15 protein-coding genes are annotated in these 19,775 nt (G+C 61.0%); 6 read left to right on the plus strand and 9 right to left on the minus strand.

Annotated elements, in window-relative coordinates:
• Nucleotides 1–3: 3 nt before the first annotated feature.
• From H097_RS01255 to aspA, 7 genes are all read right to left on the minus strand, one after another.
• A complete protein-coding gene (locus H097_RS01255) occupies nt 4–4,617 on the minus strand; it encodes a DUF6543 domain-containing protein (RefSeq protein ID WP_032856714.1) in 4,614 nt (1,537 codons plus the stop codon).
• Nucleotides 4,618–4,733: 116 nt separating this feature from the next.
• Nucleotides 4,734–5,825: a polyamine ABC transporter substrate-binding protein gene (locus tag H097_RS01260; protein ID WP_032856715.1), complete on the minus strand. Its 1,092-nt coding sequence runs from the start codon at nt 5,823–5,825 to the stop codon at nt 4,734–4,736.
• Nucleotides 5,822–6,856 (minus strand): histone deacetylase family protein, encoded by a 1,035-nt coding sequence (locus tag H097_RS01265; RefSeq protein WP_032856717.1) that lies wholly within the window; start codon nt 6,854–6,856, stop codon nt 5,822–5,824. Before H097_RS01265 ends, H097_RS01260 begins: the two co-directional genes overlap by 4 nt.
• A 165-nt stretch (nt 6,857–7,021) precedes the next feature.
• Complete coding sequence (locus tag H097_RS01270) at nt 7,022–8,014, minus strand: AraC family transcriptional regulator (RefSeq protein ID WP_032856718.1); 993 nt, start codon at nt 8,012–8,014, stop codon at nt 7,022–7,024.
• 50 nt (nt 8,015–8,064) lie between these two features.
• On the minus strand, nt 8,065–9,042 hold the full coding sequence (locus H097_RS01275; protein WP_032856720.1) for an asparaginase: 978 nt from the start codon (nt 9,040–9,042) through the stop codon (nt 8,065–8,067).
• Nucleotides 9,043–9,118: 76 nt separating this feature from the next.
• The gene (locus H097_RS01280; RefSeq protein WP_032856722.1) at nt 9,119–10,564 is read right to left on the minus strand and encodes an alanine/glycine:cation symporter family protein; all 1,446 of its coding nucleotides are present in this window, start codon (nt 10,562–10,564) and stop codon (nt 9,119–9,121) included.
• Nucleotides 10,565–11,046: 482 nt separating this feature from the next.
• Nucleotides 11,047–12,471 carry an aspartate ammonia-lyase gene (aspA, locus tag H097_RS01285; protein ID WP_017739004.1) on the minus strand — a complete coding sequence of 475 codons (1,425 nt, stop codon included), beginning with the start codon at nt 12,469–12,471 and terminating at the stop codon, nt 11,047–11,049.
• Between the two features lie 180 nt (nt 12,472–12,651).
• On the opposite strand from aspA, the gene H097_RS01290 reads away from it, so the two are divergent.
• The 5 genes from H097_RS01290 (at nt 12,652) to H097_RS01310 (ending at nt 16,438) form a co-directional block, all read left to right on the plus strand.
• A complete protein-coding gene (locus H097_RS01290; protein WP_029289957.1) occupies nt 12,652–13,575 on the plus strand; it encodes a LysR substrate-binding domain-containing protein in 924 nt (307 codons plus the stop codon).
• Nucleotides 13,576–13,891: 316 nt separating this feature from the next.
• Nucleotides 13,892–14,383: a 5-(carboxyamino)imidazole ribonucleotide mutase gene (gene purE / locus H097_RS01295; RefSeq protein ID WP_029289954.1), complete on the plus strand. Its 492-nt coding sequence runs from the start codon at nt 13,892–13,894 to the stop codon at nt 14,381–14,383.
• A 9-nt stretch (nt 14,384–14,392) separates the two neighbouring features.
• Nucleotides 14,393–15,478, plus strand: a complete 1,086-nt coding sequence (locus tag H097_RS01300; RefSeq protein WP_032856724.1) for a 5-(carboxyamino)imidazole ribonucleotide synthase — start codon at nt 14,393–14,395, stop codon at nt 15,476–15,478.
• A 100-nt stretch (nt 15,479–15,578) separates the two neighbouring features.
• Nucleotides 15,579–15,824: a GlsB/YeaQ/YmgE family stress response membrane protein gene (locus tag H097_RS01305; protein ID WP_029289950.1), complete on the plus strand. Its 246-nt coding sequence runs from the start codon at nt 15,579–15,581 to the stop codon at nt 15,822–15,824.
• Nucleotides 15,825–15,901: 77 nt separating this feature from the next.
• Nucleotides 15,902–16,438, plus strand: coding sequence for a DUF3299 domain-containing protein (locus tag H097_RS01310; RefSeq protein ID WP_032856725.1), 537 nt, complete (start codon nt 15,902–15,904; stop codon nt 16,436–16,438).
• Between the two features lie 32 nt (nt 16,439–16,470).
• Here H097_RS01310 and H097_RS01315 read toward each other — a convergent pair whose 3' ends face one another.
• Nucleotides 16,471–17,358 (minus strand): D-hexose-6-phosphate mutarotase, encoded by an 888-nt coding sequence (locus H097_RS01315; protein WP_032856726.1) that lies wholly within the window; start codon nt 17,356–17,358, stop codon nt 16,471–16,473.
• Between the two features lie 57 nt (nt 17,359–17,415).
• Nucleotides 17,416–17,820, minus strand: a complete 405-nt coding sequence (locus H097_RS01320; RefSeq protein WP_003176975.1) for an acyl-CoA thioesterase — start codon at nt 17,818–17,820, stop codon at nt 17,416–17,418.
• A 562-nt stretch (nt 17,821–18,382) separates the two neighbouring features.
• Between H097_RS01320 and H097_RS01325 the strand changes: the two genes are divergently transcribed.
• A complete protein-coding gene (locus H097_RS01325) occupies nt 18,383–19,663 on the plus strand; it encodes an MFS transporter (protein ID WP_175403868.1) in 1,281 nt (426 codons plus the stop codon).
• Nucleotides 19,664–19,775 lie beyond the last annotated feature (112 nt).

Raw genomic sequence — 19,775 nt, forward strand, 5'->3', positions numbered from 1 at the left:
TAATCAGCTCTGGAAGAATAGGGAGCGGGCCAACTGCGGACTGATTTCACTGCGATAGATTGCGATCTGGTCGCGGACACTCAAGCCTGTGCGGTGGATGGCGCCTCCAAGTTTCTGTTGGTTGCGGGTCTTGAGGTGGCCGGCGATGTAGTGTTCGAGCTCTGCTTGCGGCGACTCATAGTGAAAGTGCGCGTACCAAAGCACCGCGTGAGTTTGATGATCACGCACCTCGTATTCGTCGAGGTAGTTTTTCCCGGGGCCCTTGAGCCGTCGGCGGGTGAGCACTTTGGCGATTTTCACCAGCCCTTGGCTATGCAGCCATTCCACCCGTGCTGCCGTCGGCGGTTGCTGTTTGGTCATTTCGATGCGGGTGCTTGTTCCCAGCTCGTAGAGCCGCGTAGCCGCGTTGTTGAGTTTGCGGTTGAGGGTGGCGGCGGGAGGGCGGTCGCTTTCGGTGAGGTTGAGTTGAGTCAGAGCTTCTTCGATGGTGCTCGCCGCGCGTTCCAGGCGTGCAGCGTACTGATGAAACATTTCTTCGATTTCCACCGGGATGCGTCCGGCTTTCTTCGAGTGGCTCAAGGTTCGCAAGGTGGCGGCGGGCTCTTCGTCCAACAGGCTCTGCCCGGTATTGATACTCCGACTCAGGTCGATGGCCTGGGGTACAAGGGAAGCTGAGGAGGGGCTCTCCCGCTCGACCCAGACCCCTGGGCTTTTTTCGTGAAAGGTCGCGATGACCTTGCCCGTCACGGGTGCCTTGACGTCCACCAGGCTACGTTCGGCTTCACGGGGCTCGCCCACCACGACCCCGTTGAAGCGCGTCTTGATGACTTTGCGTTTGGGCGCCGGCGGTGTTTTTGATGGGCCGGGTTTGGGCTCCTGGGCTTTTCTTTCCTTGAGCAGCCCCACCAGTTCCTGAACCGCCTGCTGGTTGAATTGTTCGACTTGTTGGCGGAGGTTTTCCAGCGGCTCTCGTTGCACCTGCTCCGGGTATTCGGTGTGTAGGTCCAGCAGGCGCTGGTCGACAATTGCAAATTGGTCGAGCAGGCTGTTCAACACTTCAATGCGCTCGTTCAGGTCACTGACGCTGGCTTCTACCAGTGTCTCGATCCACGTTTGTACGTTGAGATCGGCGATATCGATGATGTCATTGAGTTGGGCGTGGGCGTTGGTGAAGGCCTCCCCACTGCCTTCGCCAATACACAGGTAGCGGCTGAGGGTGAGTTGCAGCGCCTTGAGGTCGTAAAGCTTGAATTCGGGCAAGGCTTTCATGGTGGTCTGGATGACTTTTGCACCCTCTATGCCTAGGCCCTCCAACTCGCGAAAGCGCGAAAGCGCGTACTCCATGCGGTTGATCATATCCAGGTTCAACTTAGCCATTGTCTGGGCGATTTCGCTGCGCTGTTTTAAGTTCTGGCCGGTAACGGCTTCTATGTCTCCCACCGCTACCAACAACTTTTCGCGAAAGACAGGGAGACGTTCTGAGATAGCAGAGCGTGTCAGCAGCAGTTGTTTGTTCAAGTAATCGATCATGCTGCTCTGGTAGTTGGGCACCGAGTCGAGGATGTTCAGCGATCGCAGTTGACGAATGGGCACGTCATATTCGGCCAGGCGGCTGTCCACCTTGTCGAGGAATGTCTGGCGCTGGCGGTCGGCGGACGGCCCGGGAGTCGGGTCTATCGCCGCGTGCGCCGCTGATACTTCGGCCTGCCCGCGTTTTTCTTCGGCGTCGAATTTGTTGAGTTTCTCCCTGAGGTCGTTGATCCGGGAGGGTGTCTTGCCTCGGGCAGATTGCCGGCGGTTCCGGAAGCCGGCGCCACGCAGGCGCAGGCGGGTATCGACAAACCATTGACCGGCCAGGTTACTCACCAGTAAAGGGCCGTTGTGGGAGGGGCGTTTTGGGTCGACGATCACGACACTGTCGTTTTCATCCACCGTGACCTCGAACCAGCGGACTCCGACGGGTGCATACCATTTATCGGCAAGCGAATAGAGATGCAGGTGAGCCCCTGCTTCTTTGATCGGCTCCCCCAGCCCTTCGGGTTTGGCAATGTTGAAGCGCTCCAGTGTTGTTCCCAGGTTTGCGGGTGCGCGATTGAGCGGGCCGCTGGTATACAGGGGCCCTTGATGGTGAGCGGGTAGATCGGCATCGGGCAGGTTGGGTTGTTGCGTCACGGGGACTTTGCGGGCCGGTAGCGGTACGATTTCAGGATCCGTCACGGGGGTGGATTCAGGTACCGGCGGTTGCTCCTTGATCGTCTTTCGCCCCGGCGGATGTCGCAGGGCGACGTGCAGCACCAGGGCCATGCCCAGGTTGAGCAGCAGGTCGACCTGCGCCGCCCAGGAAGCTTTCCCGTCGGGCCCTGGCTCGGTTTGGGCGGATGCTTGCAGGTCGTCCATGATTTGCCAGATCCAGACGGCGATCCCGGCTGTACGCCCCATGAATGGCAAGGCTGCGCTGAAAATCATCCAGCCGGCTTGCCGGTAGCTTGCCCAGCGTTTCTTCACGTTGGATACCGATTGCCGAGTGGCCAGTTCAACCATCGCATTGGCGTTGTCCTTGAACAGCGTCGCCAGGGTGTCGTTGCCTACCACTTCATCGCTCAAGGCAATGGGACCGCTCATTTGCATCACCACCTGCGGCTCCACCAGCCCGCGCACGACGGTCCACGGTGAGGGCAGTGCGGTGGGGAAGACGTATTGCTCGTAGTTAAAGCGCACGTTTTCGGGTAACCAGGCCAGCACCGAGTCGCGCAAGGTGCGGTGATGCTTGATGGCATAGAGCAGGTTTTGCCGTGACGGGTACTGAACCAGCACCGGCTCCAGCAGTGGGCGATACAGTAGGCACGGGCCTTGGGTGTGGTCGCGGGGACCGATCACGAACATATTGGCCACCACATCCTGTGTCTGGCCGGGGCGCAAGGTGGGGACAAACGCCAGGCGTCGGATGACGATTGCTTGCCCATCGACCTGCCGTTCATGCGCTTGCGCGTGCATGACAGCGGCGATATAGCGGTAACCACGATCATCGAGGCCATGCAGGCGTTGAATTTTCCACTGCAGTGCCAGCAGCGGCAGTTGCACCTGCAAGTGTGAGGTGTAGAGGGTTTGCCGGCTCTTTGACTCAATAGGGTCGTCAAGCAAGGTGCGCTTGATGAGGTTCGGATAGTGTTCGCCCAGGTCGAGGGTTTCGATCAGGTCCTTGAGGTAGCTGTACGTCAACCATGTGGGGCCATTGCCACCGTTGTAGCGCACGCTGGCCGTGCCGGTGGGTAGCCCGGTGAGATTATCCAGGGCCAGGTCGATCAGGTTGCACCGGGTGATGTCACTGGTGCCTGGTAGCACAAAGGTACCCCAGAGCACCGGGCTCTCGATACTGATCTCGATTTTGTCCAGGTTCAGGCTCGCGTCATTTCTGTGGGTCTGCATCTGGTTTTGCAGCTGCTGCCGGGCGTAGTCGCGGATCGGTGGGATACCGTCCTGGAAAGACTGCCCATGATTGTGCGTATGCAGTTCGGCCAGCTCGATCACGCACCGGCTGTAGGTCGATACATCCAGGTCCGAGGCACGAGCGAGCCAGTTGGGGAGCTGTTGATGGATCTGGCGGATATTCGACAGCGAGTCATCGCTCAAGTCTTCAATCACCGGCAGGATGCGGGCTACCGCCTGGCCGGTGACGACCGTTGCGGGAGGTGCTTCGAGGCTGGACGAGCCAACTACGCCGATTTCTTGCAGTTGCAGGGCGATCAGATTGCACGCCAGGCTATCGAAGAAATCACCGGTAGGTTCGTACAGTCGCCATTGCACACTCACGTCGGGTTGATATTGAGTAAGGCTCGCCGGCAACGCTTCGCCGAGTTTATCCAGCGACTCGAATTTCTCGTAACCGCTGATCAGCGAGTACGCCAGAATTCGCTGGCGCTGCTCGTGTACACCGATCAGCACGGCCATATCCGATAGGCCAATGTGAACGTCATTGTTGTTGTGATGCCCATCCATGTCGATCAGGTAAGCGTGTGTCTGGTACGTATCGGAGGCCTTGCGCTTGTCCAGCTCCGGAGCGTGGAACAACGTCCTGGCCATGGCGCAATCGTGCTCATCCCAACCTTCCTGGGTGGTGACATTCCACACCTTGCGCAGGGAATGGGAGAGCGTCTGCCAGCGCGGGCCTGACAGGCCATTGGAGGCATTCCAGTAATCGAGCTGCTGCTCCTGGAAGGCGGTGAATATCAGGGCCGATAGCTCATTGATCAACCGTGCGATGGCATCGATCTTCACCGGTAGGTGCACGGCAGGCTGGGCCTCCGGCTCCAGGGTGAGGAAATGCTCACCGTCGATATAGATCACCATGCTCGGCGACATGGCCTGGTTGGCCAGGATCGAGGTCAGTGATTGCGCGGAGGCGGGCGCCGACTGAATGACATCGCCGACGATGCGCCAGTGTGGCGTGATAACCATGGCCAGGTCCGGGTCGATAGTGAGTGTCGGGTATTGCTCAATGAGGGAGGAGCGCAACAGGTTGGCGGCGACATCCCGAATGGACGGACCAACGCTCAATTGCGTCAACAGTTCATAGTTACTGGGAGGGTGGTTGTTGGTGAGGGATGAGTCGTTGGGCATCTGCAGCTCCTTGGCCAGTGTCAGGCTTTAAGAGCGCCAAGGTAGTTTCCGGGAGGGAGGGAAAGACGGTAGATAAATAATCATGGCCGGGGCGGGCTCTCCCCGGCCATGAGTGATTATGTCCCGGACTTGATCTTGGTCCAGGCGCGGGTCCTGGCACGTTCGGCATCGCGGGCCAGGGGTTTCAAGGTGTAGAGCGTGGCCATCGCTGCTTCGCTGGGGTACAGGTTGGGGTTGTTGCGGATCGCTGGATCCACCTGTTCGGTGGCGTCCTTGTTGGGGTTGGGATAACCGACAAAATCGCTGATGGGGGCGATGACCTGGGGTTGCAGCAGGTAGTTGATAAAGGTGTAGGCGTCTTGCGGGTTTTTGGCGCCCTTGGGTATCGCAAGCATGTCGAACCAGATCGGCGCGCCTTCCTTGGGCAGGCGCATATCGACCGTCACCCCGTTCTTGGCTTCTTTGGCACGGTTGGCAGCCTGGGAGAAGCTGCCGGAATAGCCGACGGCCACGCAGATATCACCGTTGGCGATGTCGGCCATGTATTTGGAGGAGTGAAAATAGGTGATGTACGGCCGGATCTTGAGCAGCAGGGCCTCGGCTTTTTCATAGTCCTTGGGGTTGCTGCTGTTGGGGTCCAGGCCCAGGTGTTGCAAGGCCAGGGGCAGGATTTCCGACGGCGAATCGAGAAGGGCGACGCCGCACTGCTTGAGCTTGCTGATGTTCTCTTCCTTGAAGATCAGGTCCCAGCTGTCCACGGGGGCGCTGTCTCCCAGCGCGGCCTTGACCTTGGCCGGGTTGAAGCCGATCAAAATGGTGCCGTACATGTACGGCACGGCGAATTTATTGCCGGGGTCGTTGGCCTCGATCAACTTCATCAGCTTGGGGTCGAGGTGGTTCCAGTTCGGCAGTTGGCTGCGGTCCAGGGGTTGGAACACACCGGCTTCGATCTGTTTGGCCAGGAACACATTGGACGGCACCACCACGTCATAGCCGGAGTTGCCAGTCAGCAACTTGGCTTCCAGGGCTTCGTTGGTGTCGAAGATGTCGTAGATCAGCTTGATCGCCGGGTTCCGGGCCTTGAAGTCGTCCAGCGCCTTGGGGGTGATGTAGTCGAACCAGTTATAGACCCGCAGGGTGTTTTCTTGTGCATGGGCGGTGGTGCTCAGCACGGCGGCGCAGAGCACAAGCGACTTGAGCATGTTCATTGGGCTGCTCCCTCAAAACCTTCGAGAACGTTGACGGCATTGATGCCGATTTCTTCCACCGCGTAACCGCCCTCCATCACAAACAGCGTGGGCCTGCCCAAGCGCGCGATACGTGCGCCCATGGCCAGGTAGTCCGGGCTGTCGAGTTTGAACTGCGAGATAGGGTCGTCCTTGAACGTGTCCACGCCAAGGGACACCACGATGATCTCGGCGCCGTAACGTTCAATCTCCGTGCAGGCGTCTTCAAGTGCTGCACTCCAGGATTCCCAGCCGGAACCAGCCGGCAGCGGGTAGTTGAAGTTGAAGCCTTCACCGGCCCCATCACCCAATTCGTCGGCATAGCCCAGGAAAAACGGAAACTCCGCTTCCGGGTGGCCGTGGATCGAGGTGAACAGCACATCGCTGCGCTCATAGAAAATCGATTGGGTACCGTTACCGTGGTGGTAATCCACGTCCAGGATCGCGACCTTTTTATGGCCTTGGTCAAGGAAGGCCTGGGCGGCAATAGCAGCGTTGTTGAGGTAGCAATAACCGCCCATCAAGTCACTGGCGGCGTGGTGCCCCGGTGGGCGGCAGAGTGCGAAGGCACTGTGGGCGCCCTGCTGGATGGCTGCCTGGGCTGTGAGAGCGACCTGCGCCGCGCTGTACGCTGCTTGCCACGTGCCGGCGGTGATCGGCGCGCCGCCGTCGAAGCTGTAATAGCCCAATTGGCCATGCAGGCTGGTGGGCAGTACACGCCGCAAGGTGCGTGCGGGCCAGGTGTAGGGCAACAGGTCGCCGTCCTGGCCGAACTCGGTCCAGCGCGCCCAAGCCCCCTTGAAGAAGTCCAGGTAGGCACGGCTGTGGATACGCTGCAGCGGTGCCAGGCCGAAATCCTGGGGCGCCTGCACCGGGCCCAGTTCGCGGTCCTTGACCCGTTGCAGCACGTGGTCGGCGCGCGAGGGCATTTCAAAGCAGGGCATCAATTGCCCGTCCATCAGTTCGCAACGGCCGTGGTGCAGGTGGTGATCGTCTGAGTAGATCGTCAGCATTTGTTGTTCTCCGCAGGCTGTATCGGTGAATGCAGTCTTGCGGCGAGCGCGATTTAAGAGAACGGCAGGAGCGGCCAAAAGGGGATTAATACGGCCAAATTATCTGTCCGAAATTCGCCCCATGTGGGAGCGGGCTTGCTCGCGAAGGCATCACCGCGGTGCGGGTCAGGGGCGAAATTGACTAGGCGCCACACCGCTCCAGCGCACAAATGCGTGCCGAAAACTTGCGGTCTCGCTGAACCCCAGGGCCTCGGCAATCCGATAGATCGGCCACTGGTCTTGCGACAACAGTTGCTTGGCCTGCTCGAAGCGCAGCTCGTCCAGCAACTCCTGGTAACTGCAGCCCAGGTCATGCAGGTGCCGGCGCAGGGTGCGCGGCGAACAGTTCATCTGCTGGGCCAGGCCATCCAGCCCGGGTGCGGCGTGCAGTTGTGCAGCGAGCAACTGGCGGACCCGTCCCAGCCAGGCCTCGCGCCCGGTGAATTCGGTGTTCTGTTTGCGGCAGCGCTCAGCCATGGCCCGGTGGGTCACGGTATCGGCCAGAGGCAAAGGTTGGGCAAGCCAGCGTTGGTCAAAGGCGAACGCATTGGCAGTGGCCTGGAACTGCAACGGGCAGTCGAAGCACTCGGCGTAGCGTGCCTGATAATCCGGCGCATCATGCTCAAAGCGCGCGCCCAGCAGAGGCAGCGGGTGGCCGAGCAGGTCGTCGCAGATAACCTTCAACGACCCCAGGCACAGCTCCACATTGAAGGCAGTCAGCGCCGGGTTTTCTCGGTAATCGCTGGCGGTGAACCAGATACGTTCGCCGTCCTCCTCCAGGCTCAGCTCAAACAGTGTTCCCAACAGCGCCGGATAACGCAGGGCCAGGCGCAAAGCGTCACCGAAAGTGGCACTGGTGAGCAGGGCATAGCCGAGCATGCCGTAGGCCGATACGTGCATTCGCTGTCCCACGATCAGCCCGATATCGCGCTGCAAGGCCACGGCATTGGCGCACACCTGCATCTCCTGGTGCGTGGCGATGCGTGTGTCGGCGCGGCTCAAGTCCGCCGCACAGATGCCACTGCCGGCCAGCAGCGCTTCGGCGGGCCAGCCTTCGGCCTTGAAGGTGCTGAGCACCAGGGAAACGGCATTGAGGGTAGTGAGGTGGGAGTGCAACATGGGAACTTCCAGCCAGGGGATGGCTGGAAGTGGAGCAAGTTATATGCCGCTCAGCTCAGTTCGCCGCACAGGTCCAGTTCCACCAGGCGGCGGACTTCGTGGGTTGCAAGGCCGGCGCCGAGCAGGGCCTGTAATTTGCCGAAAACCGCTTCGCGGGTCATGCCGCCTCCAGACAAAACGCCCACACCGCGCAAACGGCTGCCCGCTTCGTACACATCCAGTTCCACGCCGCCTTCATGGCATTGGGTAATTGCCACCACCACTACGTTGTGCTCCTGCGCACGCTGGAGGCTGGCGAGAAACGCTGGGTTATCGCTCGGCCCGGTACCGCTGCCGAAGCACTCCAGGACCAGCGCCTGGATACCGCTGTCGACCAGTGCATCCAGTTGCCCAGCGGTGATGCCCGGCACCAGCGGTAGCACACCGACATTGGCCAGGGCCTTGGGTTGGCGGTAATCCAGGCTGGCGGGAATTGCCTGGGCCTTGGCCACGCCGCCGTTGCGCTGCAGTGCGGCAAACGGATGGCGACCAAAGCTGCGGACCTTCGCGCAGCGGGTCGGTGCCATCAGCGCGCCGTGGAAATACAGCTGCACACCCGGTGCCAGGCCTTCGCCCAACGCGGCCAGGGCGCCGCTGACGTTTTCCCAGGCATCGCTGTCGGGCACGCCGGCCGGCAGCATAGACCCGGTAAACACCACGGGCGCCGGCAGGCCCAGCAGTTGGAAACACATGGCCGCCGCGCTGTAGGCCAGGGTGTCAGTGCCGTGCAGGATCAGTACGGCATCGGCGCCGTTGTCCACAGCCTCGACCACGGCGCTGCGCAGTTGCTGCCAGTAAGCGGGGGTCATGTTGGCGCTGTCGATCAGCGGCGCCATCTCCCGGAAGCGCCACGCGGGCACTTGCAGGTTGGCAAGCTGCTCGCGCATGCGCGCCTCGAAACCCGATGCAGGCGCCAGGCCGTTGGCGCTGGCTTGCATGCCGATGGTGCCACCGGTGTAGAGCACCATGACGTTGTTGGATGGGGACATGAATTTTCTCCTGAACGAAAAACGCCGCCGGGCCCAGAGCATGCCCAAGGCCAGGCGGCGTGTCATCTATCTACGCTCAGCGTTGCACTTGAGCGTTCAGTTCAACCGATGGGGCTGCGTCCGGTTGCACCGGGTTGGCCGGCCAGGCCTTGCGGTCCAGGTCCAGGTCGGGGAACTGGCTGGAGTCGAACACCGGGGTCTTGATCCCGGCGGCGCGCTGGTCGTCGTAGTCCTTGAGCAGGCGCATGGCGATCTTGAACAGGAACGCCAGGGCGAACAGGTTGACGAACGCCAGCATGGTCATGGTGATGTCGGCGAAGGCGAACACGGTGCCCAGGTTCTCGATCGAGCCCCAGAAGATCAGCACCAGCACCAGCGCACGGTAACCGATCAGCACCTTGCGGTTGTTACCCACCAAAAAGCGCAGATTGCTCTCGCCCAGGTAGTAGTTGTACATGATCGAGGTGAACACGAACAAAGCCAGGGCCACCGAGATGAACATCCGGCCCCAGTCACCCACCACCGCAGCCAGGGAGTTCTGGGTCAGGGCAATGCCGTCGCCTTCAAAACCTGGGGTGTAGAACCCCGAGAGCAGGATCAGCAGCGCGGTGCAGGTGCAAATGATGAAGGTGTCGAGGAACACGCTGAACGCTTGCACCACACCCTGGGCGACCGGGTGCTCGACCGAGGCCACGGCGGCCACGTTGGGCGCACTGCCCAGGCCGGCTTCGTTGGCGAACACGCCGCGTTTCACGCCCATGATGATCGCGCTGCCCACCAGGCCGCCGAAGGCTTGGTCCAGGCCAAAGGCGCTCTTGACGATGGTCATCAACATGCCCGGCACCTGGTCGAATTGCAGCACGATCACGTAGACCGTCACGGCGATGTAGACCAGGGTCTTGACCGGCACCAGCAGGTCGGCGATCGAGGCAATGCGCTTAATCCCGCCGATGAACACCAGGCCCAGCAATACCGCCAGGGCCAGGCCGGTGTAGGTGGTGTCGAAGCCAAAAGCATTGTTCAGCGAGTGGGTCACGGCATGGGCTTGCAGGCCGTTGAAGGCAAAGCCGAAGGTCACCAGCAGCAGGAATGCCATGACCATGCCCAGCCAGCGTTTTTGCAGGCCGTGCTGGATGTAATAGGCCGGGCCGCCACGGTAGGTGCCTTCAGCGTCGGTGCGCTTGTAGAGCTGGCCGAGGGAACACTCGATAAAGCTCGAAGACATGCCCACCAGTGCGGTGACCCACATCCAGAACACGGCACCCGGGCCGCCGAGGGTCACGGCAATGCCGACGCCGGCGATGTTACCGGCGCCCACCCGCCCGGCCAGGCTGAGCATCAGCGCCTGGAACGAACTGAGTTGGCCGGCGCTGCTTTTCAGGCTGTCGCGAAACACCGCGAACATATGAAAGAAGTGACGAAACTGAACGAAACGCGAGCGGATCGTGAAGTAGCCACCGAGCCCGACAATGAGCACGATCAGCACTTTTCCTGAGAGGAAGTCGTTGATGACTTCTAGCATGGAGTATTCCTCGCTGTTTTTTGTAAAGGCAAAAGCCGGACGGTTCGACACATCGTGTTACATACAATCGCGCAGGCAGCACGATAGGTGGGTCGAGTGTTCGTCCCGGTTCCAAGTCGCGGGTTGTTATTAGTTCGGCGTTCGCATGCGGTTGACGACCGTGCATGCGAAGAGGGGCGGCACTATACCGATGTGCGCGCCAGCCGTCTGCAAGCAGCGCAACTGGGCGAGGAATGGTAGGCGGGCAAAGGGCTGAACCGGTTCACTTTTGTAGGCGCGAGCTTGCTCGCGAAGAACGTTAACGATAACGCGGACTTGCTGGATGAGCGCGGCGCTCTCAGGTTTTTCGCGAGCAAGCTCGCTCCTACAGGGAGCAGGCGTTAAAAAACAGGCAAAAAAAGGGCCTGAAGAACAAGTCTTCAAGCCCTCAAAAGGGTGAGAGGTGTCTAGTCCCTCAACCTGGTGAGCGGTGCTACATGCGTTCAGGCCTTCAAAGGCACCAGACGCGGGGCAATCATGTTTTCCGGGCGCAGGATGTCGTCGAGCATGGCGTCGTCGAGCAAGCCTTCTTCACGCACCAGTTCCAGCACGCCGCGGCCGCTTTCAAGGGCGATACGGGCGATGCGGGTGGCGTTTTCATAACCGATGTACGGGTTCAGCGCGGTGACCAGGCCGATGGAGTGTTCCACCAGTTCGCGGCAGCGGGCTTCGTTGGCGGTGATGCCGACGATGCAGTGTTCGCGCAGCATGTCCATGGCGCGTTGCAGCAGGCGGATCGAGTCGAAGATCTTGAAGGCGATCAGCGGTTCCATCACGTTCAGTTGCAGTTGGCCGCCTTCGGCCGCCATGGTCAGGGCCAGGTCGTTACCGATCACCTGGAACGCGACCTGGTTCACCGCTTCCGGGATCACCGGGTTGACCTTGCCGGGCATGATCGAGCTGCCTGGTTGACGCGCTGGCAGGTTGATTTCGTTGATCCCGGTACGCGGGCCGCTGGACAGTAGGCGCAGGTCGTTGCAGATCTTCGACAGCTTCACCGCAGTACGCTTGAGCATGCCGGAGAACAGCACAAAGGCGCCCATGTCGGAGGTGGCTTCGATCAGGTCGGCGGCTGGCACCAGCGGCTGGCCGCTGATGGTGGCCAGGCGTTGTACGGCCAGGGCCTGGTAGCGCGGGTCGGCGTTGATGCCGGTACCGATGGCGGTGCCGCCCAGGTTGACTTCGGTCAACAGCTCCGGAGCCAGGGTCTTCAGGCGGGCCAGGTCTTCACCCAGGGTGGTGGCGAAGGCGCGGAATTCCTGGCCGAGGGTCATCGGCACGGCGTCTTGCAGCTGGGTGCGGCCCATTTTCAGGACGTGGCCGAACTCGACACCTTTGGCGGCGAACGCCTGGATCAGGCTGTCGAGGCTGGCCAGCAGCGCGTCATGGCCCAACAGCAGACCCAGGCGGATCGCGGTCGGGTAGGCGTCGTTGGTCGACTGCGCCATGTTCACGTCGTTGTTGGGGTGCAGGTACTGGTATTCGCCCTTCTGGTGGCCCATGGCCTCCAGCGCGATGTTGGCGATGACTTCGTTGGCATTCATGTTGGTTGAAGTGCCAGCGCCGCCTTGAATCATGTCCACCACGAACTCTTCGTGGAAGTCGCCGCGGATCAGGCGGGCGCAGGCTTCGCTGATGGCAGCGTGCTTGGCTTCGCTGAGCTGGCCCAACTCGCGGTTGGCGTCAGCGGCGGCTTGCTTGACCATTGCCAGACCGACCACCAATTTCGGGTAATGCGAAATCGGAACGCCGGAGAGACGGAAGTTATTCACGGCTCGCAGGGTCTGGATGCCGTAATACGCTTGGGCAGGTACTTCGAGTACGCCAAGCAGGTCTTTTTCTGTGCGGAATGATGCAGCGGAGGACATGACGGAAATCATCTCGATATGGACCCGGAACAGGCCGGAACGCTGCGAATGCTAGGCTTGCAGAAGTTTTTGGGCCAATGCTGTTAAGCACTGGCCTATGCACAAACGGCATAATGTTGATGTGACCCGGTTATCATGGCGGGCGTGTGTGCCAAAATGGTGCATGCCCTGGAGAATCAGATGAACCTTGAAAGCAAATGGCTGGAAGACTTTAGCGCCCTGGCTGCCACGCGCAGTTTCTCCCAGGCTGCCGAGCGGCGCTTTGTCACCCAGCCGGCCTTCAGCCGACGTATCCGCAGCCTGGAGGCCGCGTTGGGGCTGACCCTGGTCAACCGCTCGCGCACGCCCGTCGAACTGACGGCGGCGGGGCAATTGTTTTTGGTGACGGCGCGCACGGTGGTCGAACAACTGGGCGAAGTGCTGCGCCATTTGCACCACCTCGAAGGCGGGCAGGGCGAAGTCATGCAAGTGGCCGCCGCGCACTCCCTGGCATTGGGCTTTTTCCCACGCTGGATCGCGCAATTGCGCAATGAAGGGCTGAACATCGCCACGCGGCTGGTGGCCACCAACGTCGGCGACGCCGTGCATGCACTGCGTGAAGGCGGTTGCGACTTGATGCTGGCGTTCTACGACCCGGATGCCGCGATGCAGATGGACCCGGACATTTTCCCGTCGCTGCACCTGGGCAACACAGAAATGCTCCCGGTGTGCGCCGCCGATGCCGATGGCAAGCCGTTGTTCGACCTGGAGGGCGAGGGCAGCGTGCCACTGCTGGCCTACAGTGCGGGTGCGTTTCTCGGGCGCTCGGTCAATCTGCTCTTGCGCCAACGTGCCCTGCGCTTTACCACGATTTACGAAACCGCGATGGCCGACAGCCTGAAAAGCATGGCCCTGGAAGGATTGGGAATTGCCTGGGTGCCACAGTTGAGCGTGCGCGCCGAACTGGCGCGCGGCGAGCTGGTGGTGTGCGGCGGGGCGCAGTGGCATGTGCCGCTGGAGATTCGCCTGTATCGCTGCGCGTTGGTGCGCAAGGCCAACGTGCGGTTGTTGTGGCGCAAGCTGGAAGGCGGCGCAGCGCAGTCCCCGGCGGCTGAGCGCGGTTAAATGTGGGAGCTGGCTTGCCTGCGATAGCGGTGTATCAGCTGACATTTCAGGCACTGACCCTCCGCCATCGCAGGCAAGCCAGCTCCCACAGTATTTTGTGGTGTTTTCGCTGACCTGGAAGTCAATAAAATCGCAGGTTTAAAGCGTAAGACAGATGGTCATCCAAGGGGCTGTTTATCTGCATTATTACGGTATACTGCGCGGCCTTCGGCCGGTCCAACCGGCCTTAATTCGTACAACAAGCCACGCCGGATTTCCCGCGTGGCTTGTTGTTTTTTGACGCGCCTGCGGGCGCCCAGAGAGAAGAGGCACGACGATGAGTGCATTGGTTGGCGTGATCATGGGCTCCAAGTCCGATTGGTCCACCCTTAGCCACACCGCCGATATGCTGGAAAAACTCGGCATTGCGTTCGAAGTGAAGGTGGTCTCTGCCCACCGCACGCCGGACTTGCTGTTCCAGTATGCCGATGAAGCAGAATCCCGTGGCATCGAGGTGATCATCGCCGGTGCCGGTGGCGCAGCCCACCTGCCGGGCATGTGTGCGGCCAAGACCCACTTGCCGGTACTCGGCGTGCCGGTGCAGTCGTCGATGCTCTCGGGCGTGGATTCGCTGTTGTCCATCGTGCAGATGCCGGCCGGGATTCCAGTGGCTACCCTGGCGATCGGCAAGGCTGGCGCGATCAACGCGGCATTGCTGGCCGCCAGTATCCTGGGCGCCAAGCACCCGCAGTTCCACGCGGCACTGAAGAAGTTCCGCGCGGAACAGACTGACAGTGTCCTGGACAATCCAGACCCACGCATCGCCTGAGGTTGATTGATGAAAATCGGTGTAATCGGTGGCGGCCAACTGGGCCGCATGCTGGCTTTGGCGGGTACTCCGCTGGGGATGAACTTCGCGTTTCTCGATCCGGCGCCGGACGCCTGTGCGGCGGCCCTGGGTGAACACCTGCGGGCGGACTACAGCGACCCGGACCACTTGCGCCAACTGGCCGATGAAGTCGACCTGGTGACCTTCGAGTTCGAAAGCGTCCCGGCCGAAACCGTGGCTTTTTTGTCACAATTCGTGCCGGTGTACCCGAGCGCCGAAGCCTTGCGTATCGCTCGCGACCGCTGGTTCGAAAAAAGCATGTTCAAGGACCTGGGCATTCCGACCCCGGCCTTCGCCGACATCCAGTCCCAGGCGGACCTGGACGCGGCGGTCGCCAGCATCGGCCTGCCGGCCGTGCTGAAAACCCGCACCCTGGGTTATGACGGCAAGGGCCAGAAAGTCCTGCGCACCGACGCCGATGTGGTCGGTACTTTCGCCGAACTGGGCAGCGTCGCCTGCCTGCTGGAAGGCTTCGTGCCGTTCACCGGCGAAGTCTCGCTGGTGGCCGTGCGGGCCCGTGATGGCGAAACCCGTTTCTACCCGTTGGTGCACAACACCCACGACAGCGGCATCCTCAAGCTGTCCGTGGCCAGTACCGACCACCCGTTGCAGGCGTTGGCCGAAGACTATTCCAGCCGCGTGTTGAAGCAACTGGATTATGTCGGGGTGATGGCGTTCGAGTTCTTTGAAGTCGACGGTGGCCTCAAGGCCAACGAAATCGCCCCGCGCGTACACAACTCCGGGCACTGGACTACCGAAGGCGCCGAATGCAGCCAGTTCGAAAACCACCTGCGGGCGGTAGCGGGCTTGCCGTTGGGTTCCACGGCCAAGGTTGGCGAGAGCGCGATGCTCAACTTCATTGGCGTTGTGCCGCCGGTGGAGCAGGTCATTGCGATTGATGACTGCCACCTGCATCACTACGGCAAGGCCTTCAAGGTCGGGCGCAAGGTCGGCCACGCCAACCTGCGTTGCAAGGATCGCGCGACCCTCGACGCGCAGATTGCCAAGGTCCAGGCGCTGATCGCCGCGCAATAACCCTGGGGTAGGCGGGAACCATTGGTTGCCGCCATCCTCTGATTGCAGGATGCCAAAGTCTGACTAGGCTTCAGCTAACTTTCATTCAGAGGGAAATGCCATGGGTATCATTGGAACCATCTTTATCGGTTTGATCGTCGGCCTGCTGGCGCGTTTCCTGAAACCAGGCGATGACAGCATGGGCTGGATCATGACCATCCTGCTGGGTATCGCCGGCTCTCTGGCGGCCACCTATGGCGGTCAGGCACTGGGGATCTACCAGGCAGGCCAAGGCGCAGGCTTCATTGGCGCGCTGGTCGGTGCCATCGTGTTGCTGGTGATCTACGGTCTGCTGAAAAAGAAATGATTTAGCGTCAAGCCCTCTGCGCTGCGCAGGCGCAGAGGGCTAGAATGCCGACACTTGTTTATTGGTCGAGCCACTCCATGCGCCGTCTTCTGTTGACTGTCCTTTTGCTGGGCTCAAGCCTGGCCCACACCGCTGAGCTGGCGGAAACCGACTGGCTGGAACTGATGCCCAAGTCGGACCAGAAAGCCCTCGAACAAATGCCTGATATCGACCACAACTCCCCGGAAGCCCTGGGCACCTTTACCGAAAAGGGTGGCCTGAAGCAGAGCAAGGGGTTGCCGGCGGTAATGTATTCGACCAAGACCGTGGCTGCCATGAATGGCAAGCACATCCGCCTGGGTGGCTACCCGGTGCCGCTGGAAACCGATGCCAAGGGGCGCAGCACCCTGTTCTTCCTGGTGCCTTACCCGGGCGCCTGCATCCACGTGCCACCGCCGCCGCCCAACCAGTTGGTGCTGGTGCGCTATCCCAAGGGCTTGAAGCTGGACGATATCTATACGCCGCTGTGGGTGACGGGCACGTTGAAGGTGGAGACGGTCAACAACGACCTGGCGGATGCGGCGTATGCGCTGGATGCGGGGGTGGTGCGGGTGGTGCAGGAGTCAGACCTGTAACCAGCGCCACAAATCCCCCTGTGGGAGCAGGTCTACAGGGGCAGGCTGGCGATGCTCACGCCCATGGTGTGGCTCGCGCCAGGTGCCAGCACCACTACATCGTCCAGCACATTGGCCGTCTCGATGCACAGCATGCCCTGCCAGCCATCGTCGGCCATGTCATCGAGCGCCTTGGCGCGTTCAGTCCAGGGGTTCCAGATCACCGTCGATTTCGACCCTTCGCTGGTGAGCTGGATACGGCGCTGCCAGTCTTTATCAACGATGTTCAATTGTGCCGGGGTGTCGAGGTAGATGCGGTCGGTCTCGGCGCTGAAGTTCAGCGCTCCAGACTGTTGTTTGGTCTGCCAGCCGTCGGCGGTATCGATATAGTCCAGCCCGTCCAGGCCTTCGACCTGCACAGTGCGCACATCGCTGACGGCGAAGTAGCTGTGCAGCGCCTGGCTGATGGTCACGGTATCGCTGCCACGGTTGTGGCTGCTCAGGCGGATCTGCAGTTGATCATCCAGCAGGATGCTCATTTTCAGGTCGACCTGGTGTGGCCAGCCCGGGAACCCGCCCGCCGGCGCCGGTAGCACCAGCTCAACCCGGTTGTCTTCGACGCCGGCCAAGGTCCAGAGGGCGGTGCGCGCAAAACCATGGGCACCCGCGGGCTGATCACTCTGGCGCATCGCTTTCACGCTCTGCGGGTTGCGGTCGAACACGCCAAACCACGGCCAGCACACCGGCACGCCAGTACGGATGCCTTTGCCTTGCTTGAACAGCGCCTTGTCGTTGGGCCAGATCACCGGTTTTGCGCCAGCAGGCTGGTAACTGAAGAGGTGCGCACCCTGTTGGGCCACCAGCACTTGGGCGCCGTTGTGGCGGATGCGCCAGCAGTCCAGCTCATCCATTTTCACGGTTTCAACGTGGGGCATAGGCATACAAGGCTCTCTCAATCACAGGCAATGGGGCAATGGACCGTCAAACCGCCGCGAGGTTTAACGCGCCCGCGATGGAACCGACCGGGTGCGACCGCTACCATCAATGGCAACGAACACAAACACCGCTTCGGTGACTTTTCGCCATTCGCTGGACAGCGGGTCATCGCTCCACACTTCGACCATCATCTGGATCGAGCTGCGGCCGATTTCCAGGGCCTGGGTGTAGAAGGACAACTGTGCGCCCACCGCCACCGGCACCAGGAAAGCCATGCGATCGATCGCCACGGTAGCCACGCGGCCACCCGCGACCTTGCTGGCCATTGCCGTGCCGGCCAGGTCCATCTGTGCGACCAGCCAACCGCCGAAAATATCGCCGAAACCGTTGGTTTCACGGGGCAGTGCGGTGATTTGCAGGGCGAGATCGCCTTGCGGGATAGGATCTTCTTGTTCGAGTTCGATCATGCCGGGGGTGCCTCTGACCCGTGACTCTTGGACTATGTAATCGGTGAATAGCCGTCTTGGAAAAACGATTCAGCCCCGAACATACTACGTTCGTCACGTTTTTCGAAAGGCGCCTTGAGGGAAACTCTGCGAAATCGGCTGGTCGGTGCCAACGACGTTTTCGCGCAACTTCCACTATAAGCAGGTGCAAGCTGGGCAGTATATCGGTCGGTAGCCTGTACGACGACTGTCGGTTCCTGATTTTGTACATCTATCTACATGGCTTTACAGGCGTCAAGAAAATGGCCAAAACAGTCAGGCAACTTGAGGGGTTTGACCATTGTTTCTTTTTAACGCTGGCCGCCAGTATTTGCAGGCGTTTTCGGGCCCCGACAATAATTCGAAGAGGGAACAGGCGGGCCTCGCAAGGGGGTGACTTTGCGAGTCGGCGCTAACCGCGGTGCAGGTGTTTAGACTGTGCTTTTCCAGGCAATTTGTTATCTTGCCGGACCTGCCTGGCGCAAACCCACGCTGTTGCGGATTCCTGATCTGACCTAATAAGAGAAGCCTTGCCATGACCACAGTGCCTTCAAGCATTGCGCCTCCCGCACGACCGCTGAACCGCAACGATTATAAAACCCTGTCGCTGTCTGCCTTGGGCGGGGCGCTGGAGTTCTACGACTTCATCATTTTTGTGTTCTTCGCCACGGTGGTCGGGAAGCTGTTCTTCCCCGCCGACATGCCTGAATGGCTGCGCATGATGCAGACCTTCGGTATCTTCGCTGCCGGCTACCTGGCCCGGCCGCTGGGCGGGATCATCATGGCGCACTTTGGTGACCTGCTGGGCCGTAAGAAGATGTTCACCCTGAGCATCTTCATGATGGCCGTACCGACCCTGATCATGGGCCTGCTGCCAACCTACGCGCAGATCGGCCTGTGGGCGCCGATCCTGTTGCTGCTGATGCGCGTGATCCAGGGCGCGGCGATTGGTGGCGAGGTGCCCGGCGCGTGGGTCTTCGTTTCCGAACACGTACCGCCACGCCATATCGGCTACGCCTGCGGCACCCTGACCAGCGGCCTGACCGGCGGGATTTTGCTGGGTTCGCTGGTCGCCACCGCGATCAATACGGCCTATACCCCGGAGCAGGTCTCCGATTACGCCTGGCGGATCCCGTTCCTGCTGGGCGGTGTATTCGGCCTGTTTTCGGTGTACCTGCGCCGCTGGCTGCACGAAACGCCGATCTTCGCCGAGATGCAGCAGCGCAAGACCCTGGCGGCCGAGTTGCCGTTGCGTGCGGTATTGCGCGACCACCGTGGCGCCATCGTGCTGTCGATGTTGCTGACGTGGCTGCTGTCGGCCGGCATCGTCGTCGTCATCCTGATGACCCCGACGGTGCTGCAGACCATTTACCACTTCAGCCCGACGGTGTCGTTGCAGGCCAACAGCCTGGCGATCGTCACCCTGAGTTTGGGTTGCATCGCGTCCGGCGCCCTGGCTGATCGTTTTGGTGCGGGCCGCGTGCTGGTCGCCGGTTGCGCGTTGCTGCTCGCGACCTCCTGGACGCTGTATCACAGCCTGCTGGATCACCCGGACTGGCTGTTCCCGCTGTACGCCTTGACCGGTTTGTTTGTCGGCACCATCGGCGTGGTGCCCTACGTGATGGTCAAGGCCTTCCCGCCAGTGGTGCGCTTCAGCGGCCTGTCGTTCTCATACAACGTGGCCTACGCCGTGTTCGGTGGCCTGACGCCGCTGGTGGTGTCGCTACTGATGAAAGAAAGCCCGATGGGCCCGTCTTACTACGTTGCCATCCTTTGTGTGATGGGGATGGTGGTGGGCGGGTACCTGTGGAAGCGCGGGCGCTGAGCCCCCTGTAGGAGCCGGCAAGCCGGCTCCTACAAGGTTTTGTAGGCAATCAACGTTTACAGGGTGTTTCTGAATTACCGCAATCCCGCGCTCCACCCCCGCATTTACTCAG

The organism is Pseudomonas sp. FH4, from assembly GCF_000510915.2.
Lineage (GTDB): Bacteria > Pseudomonadota > Gammaproteobacteria > Pseudomonadales > Pseudomonadaceae > Aquipseudomonas > Aquipseudomonas brenneri.

Coding starts and splice junctions, on each gene's coding strand:
- H097_RS01305 (WP_029289950.1), top strand. CDS start 15,579: ATGGGTATCATTGGAACCATCTTTATCGGTTTGATCGTCGGCCTGCTG.
- H097_RS01315 (WP_032856726.1), bottom strand. CDS start 17,358: ATGCCTATGCCCCACGTTGAAACCGTGAAAATGGATGAGCTGGACTGC.
- H097_RS01275 (WP_032856720.1), bottom strand. CDS start 9,042: ATGTCCCCATCCAACAACGTCATGGTGCTCTACACCGGTGGCACCATC.
- H097_RS01300 (WP_032856724.1), top strand. CDS start 14,393: ATGAAAATCGGTGTAATCGGTGGCGGCCAACTGGGCCGCATGCTGGCT.
- H097_RS01310 (WP_032856725.1), top strand. CDS start 15,902: ATGCGCCGTCTTCTGTTGACTGTCCTTTTGCTGGGCTCAAGCCTGGCC.
- H097_RS01255 (WP_032856714.1), bottom strand. CDS start 4,617: ATGCCCAACGACTCATCCCTCACCAACAACCACCCTCCCAGTAACTAT.
- purE (WP_029289954.1), top strand. CDS start 13,892: ATGAGTGCATTGGTTGGCGTGATCATGGGCTCCAAGTCCGATTGGTCC.
- H097_RS01290 (WP_029289957.1), top strand. CDS start 12,652: ATGAACCTTGAAAGCAAATGGCTGGAAGACTTTAGCGCCCTGGCTGCC.
- H097_RS01270 (WP_032856718.1), bottom strand. CDS start 8,014: ATGTTGCACTCCCACCTCACTACCCTCAATGCCGTTTCCCTGGTGCTC.
- H097_RS01260 (WP_032856715.1), bottom strand. CDS start 5,825: ATGAACATGCTCAAGTCGCTTGTGCTCTGCGCCGCCGTGCTGAGCACC.
- H097_RS01265 (WP_032856717.1), bottom strand. CDS start 6,856: ATGCTGACGATCTACTCAGACGATCACCACCTGCACCACGGCCGTTGC.
- aspA (WP_017739004.1), bottom strand. CDS start 12,471: ATGTCCTCCGCTGCATCATTCCGCACAGAAAAAGACCTGCTTGGCGTA.
- H097_RS01280 (WP_032856722.1), bottom strand. CDS start 10,564: ATGCTAGAAGTCATCAACGACTTCCTCTCAGGAAAAGTGCTGATCGTG.
- H097_RS01320 (WP_003176975.1), bottom strand. CDS start 17,820: ATGATCGAACTCGAACAAGAAGATCCTATCCCGCAAGGCGATCTCGCC.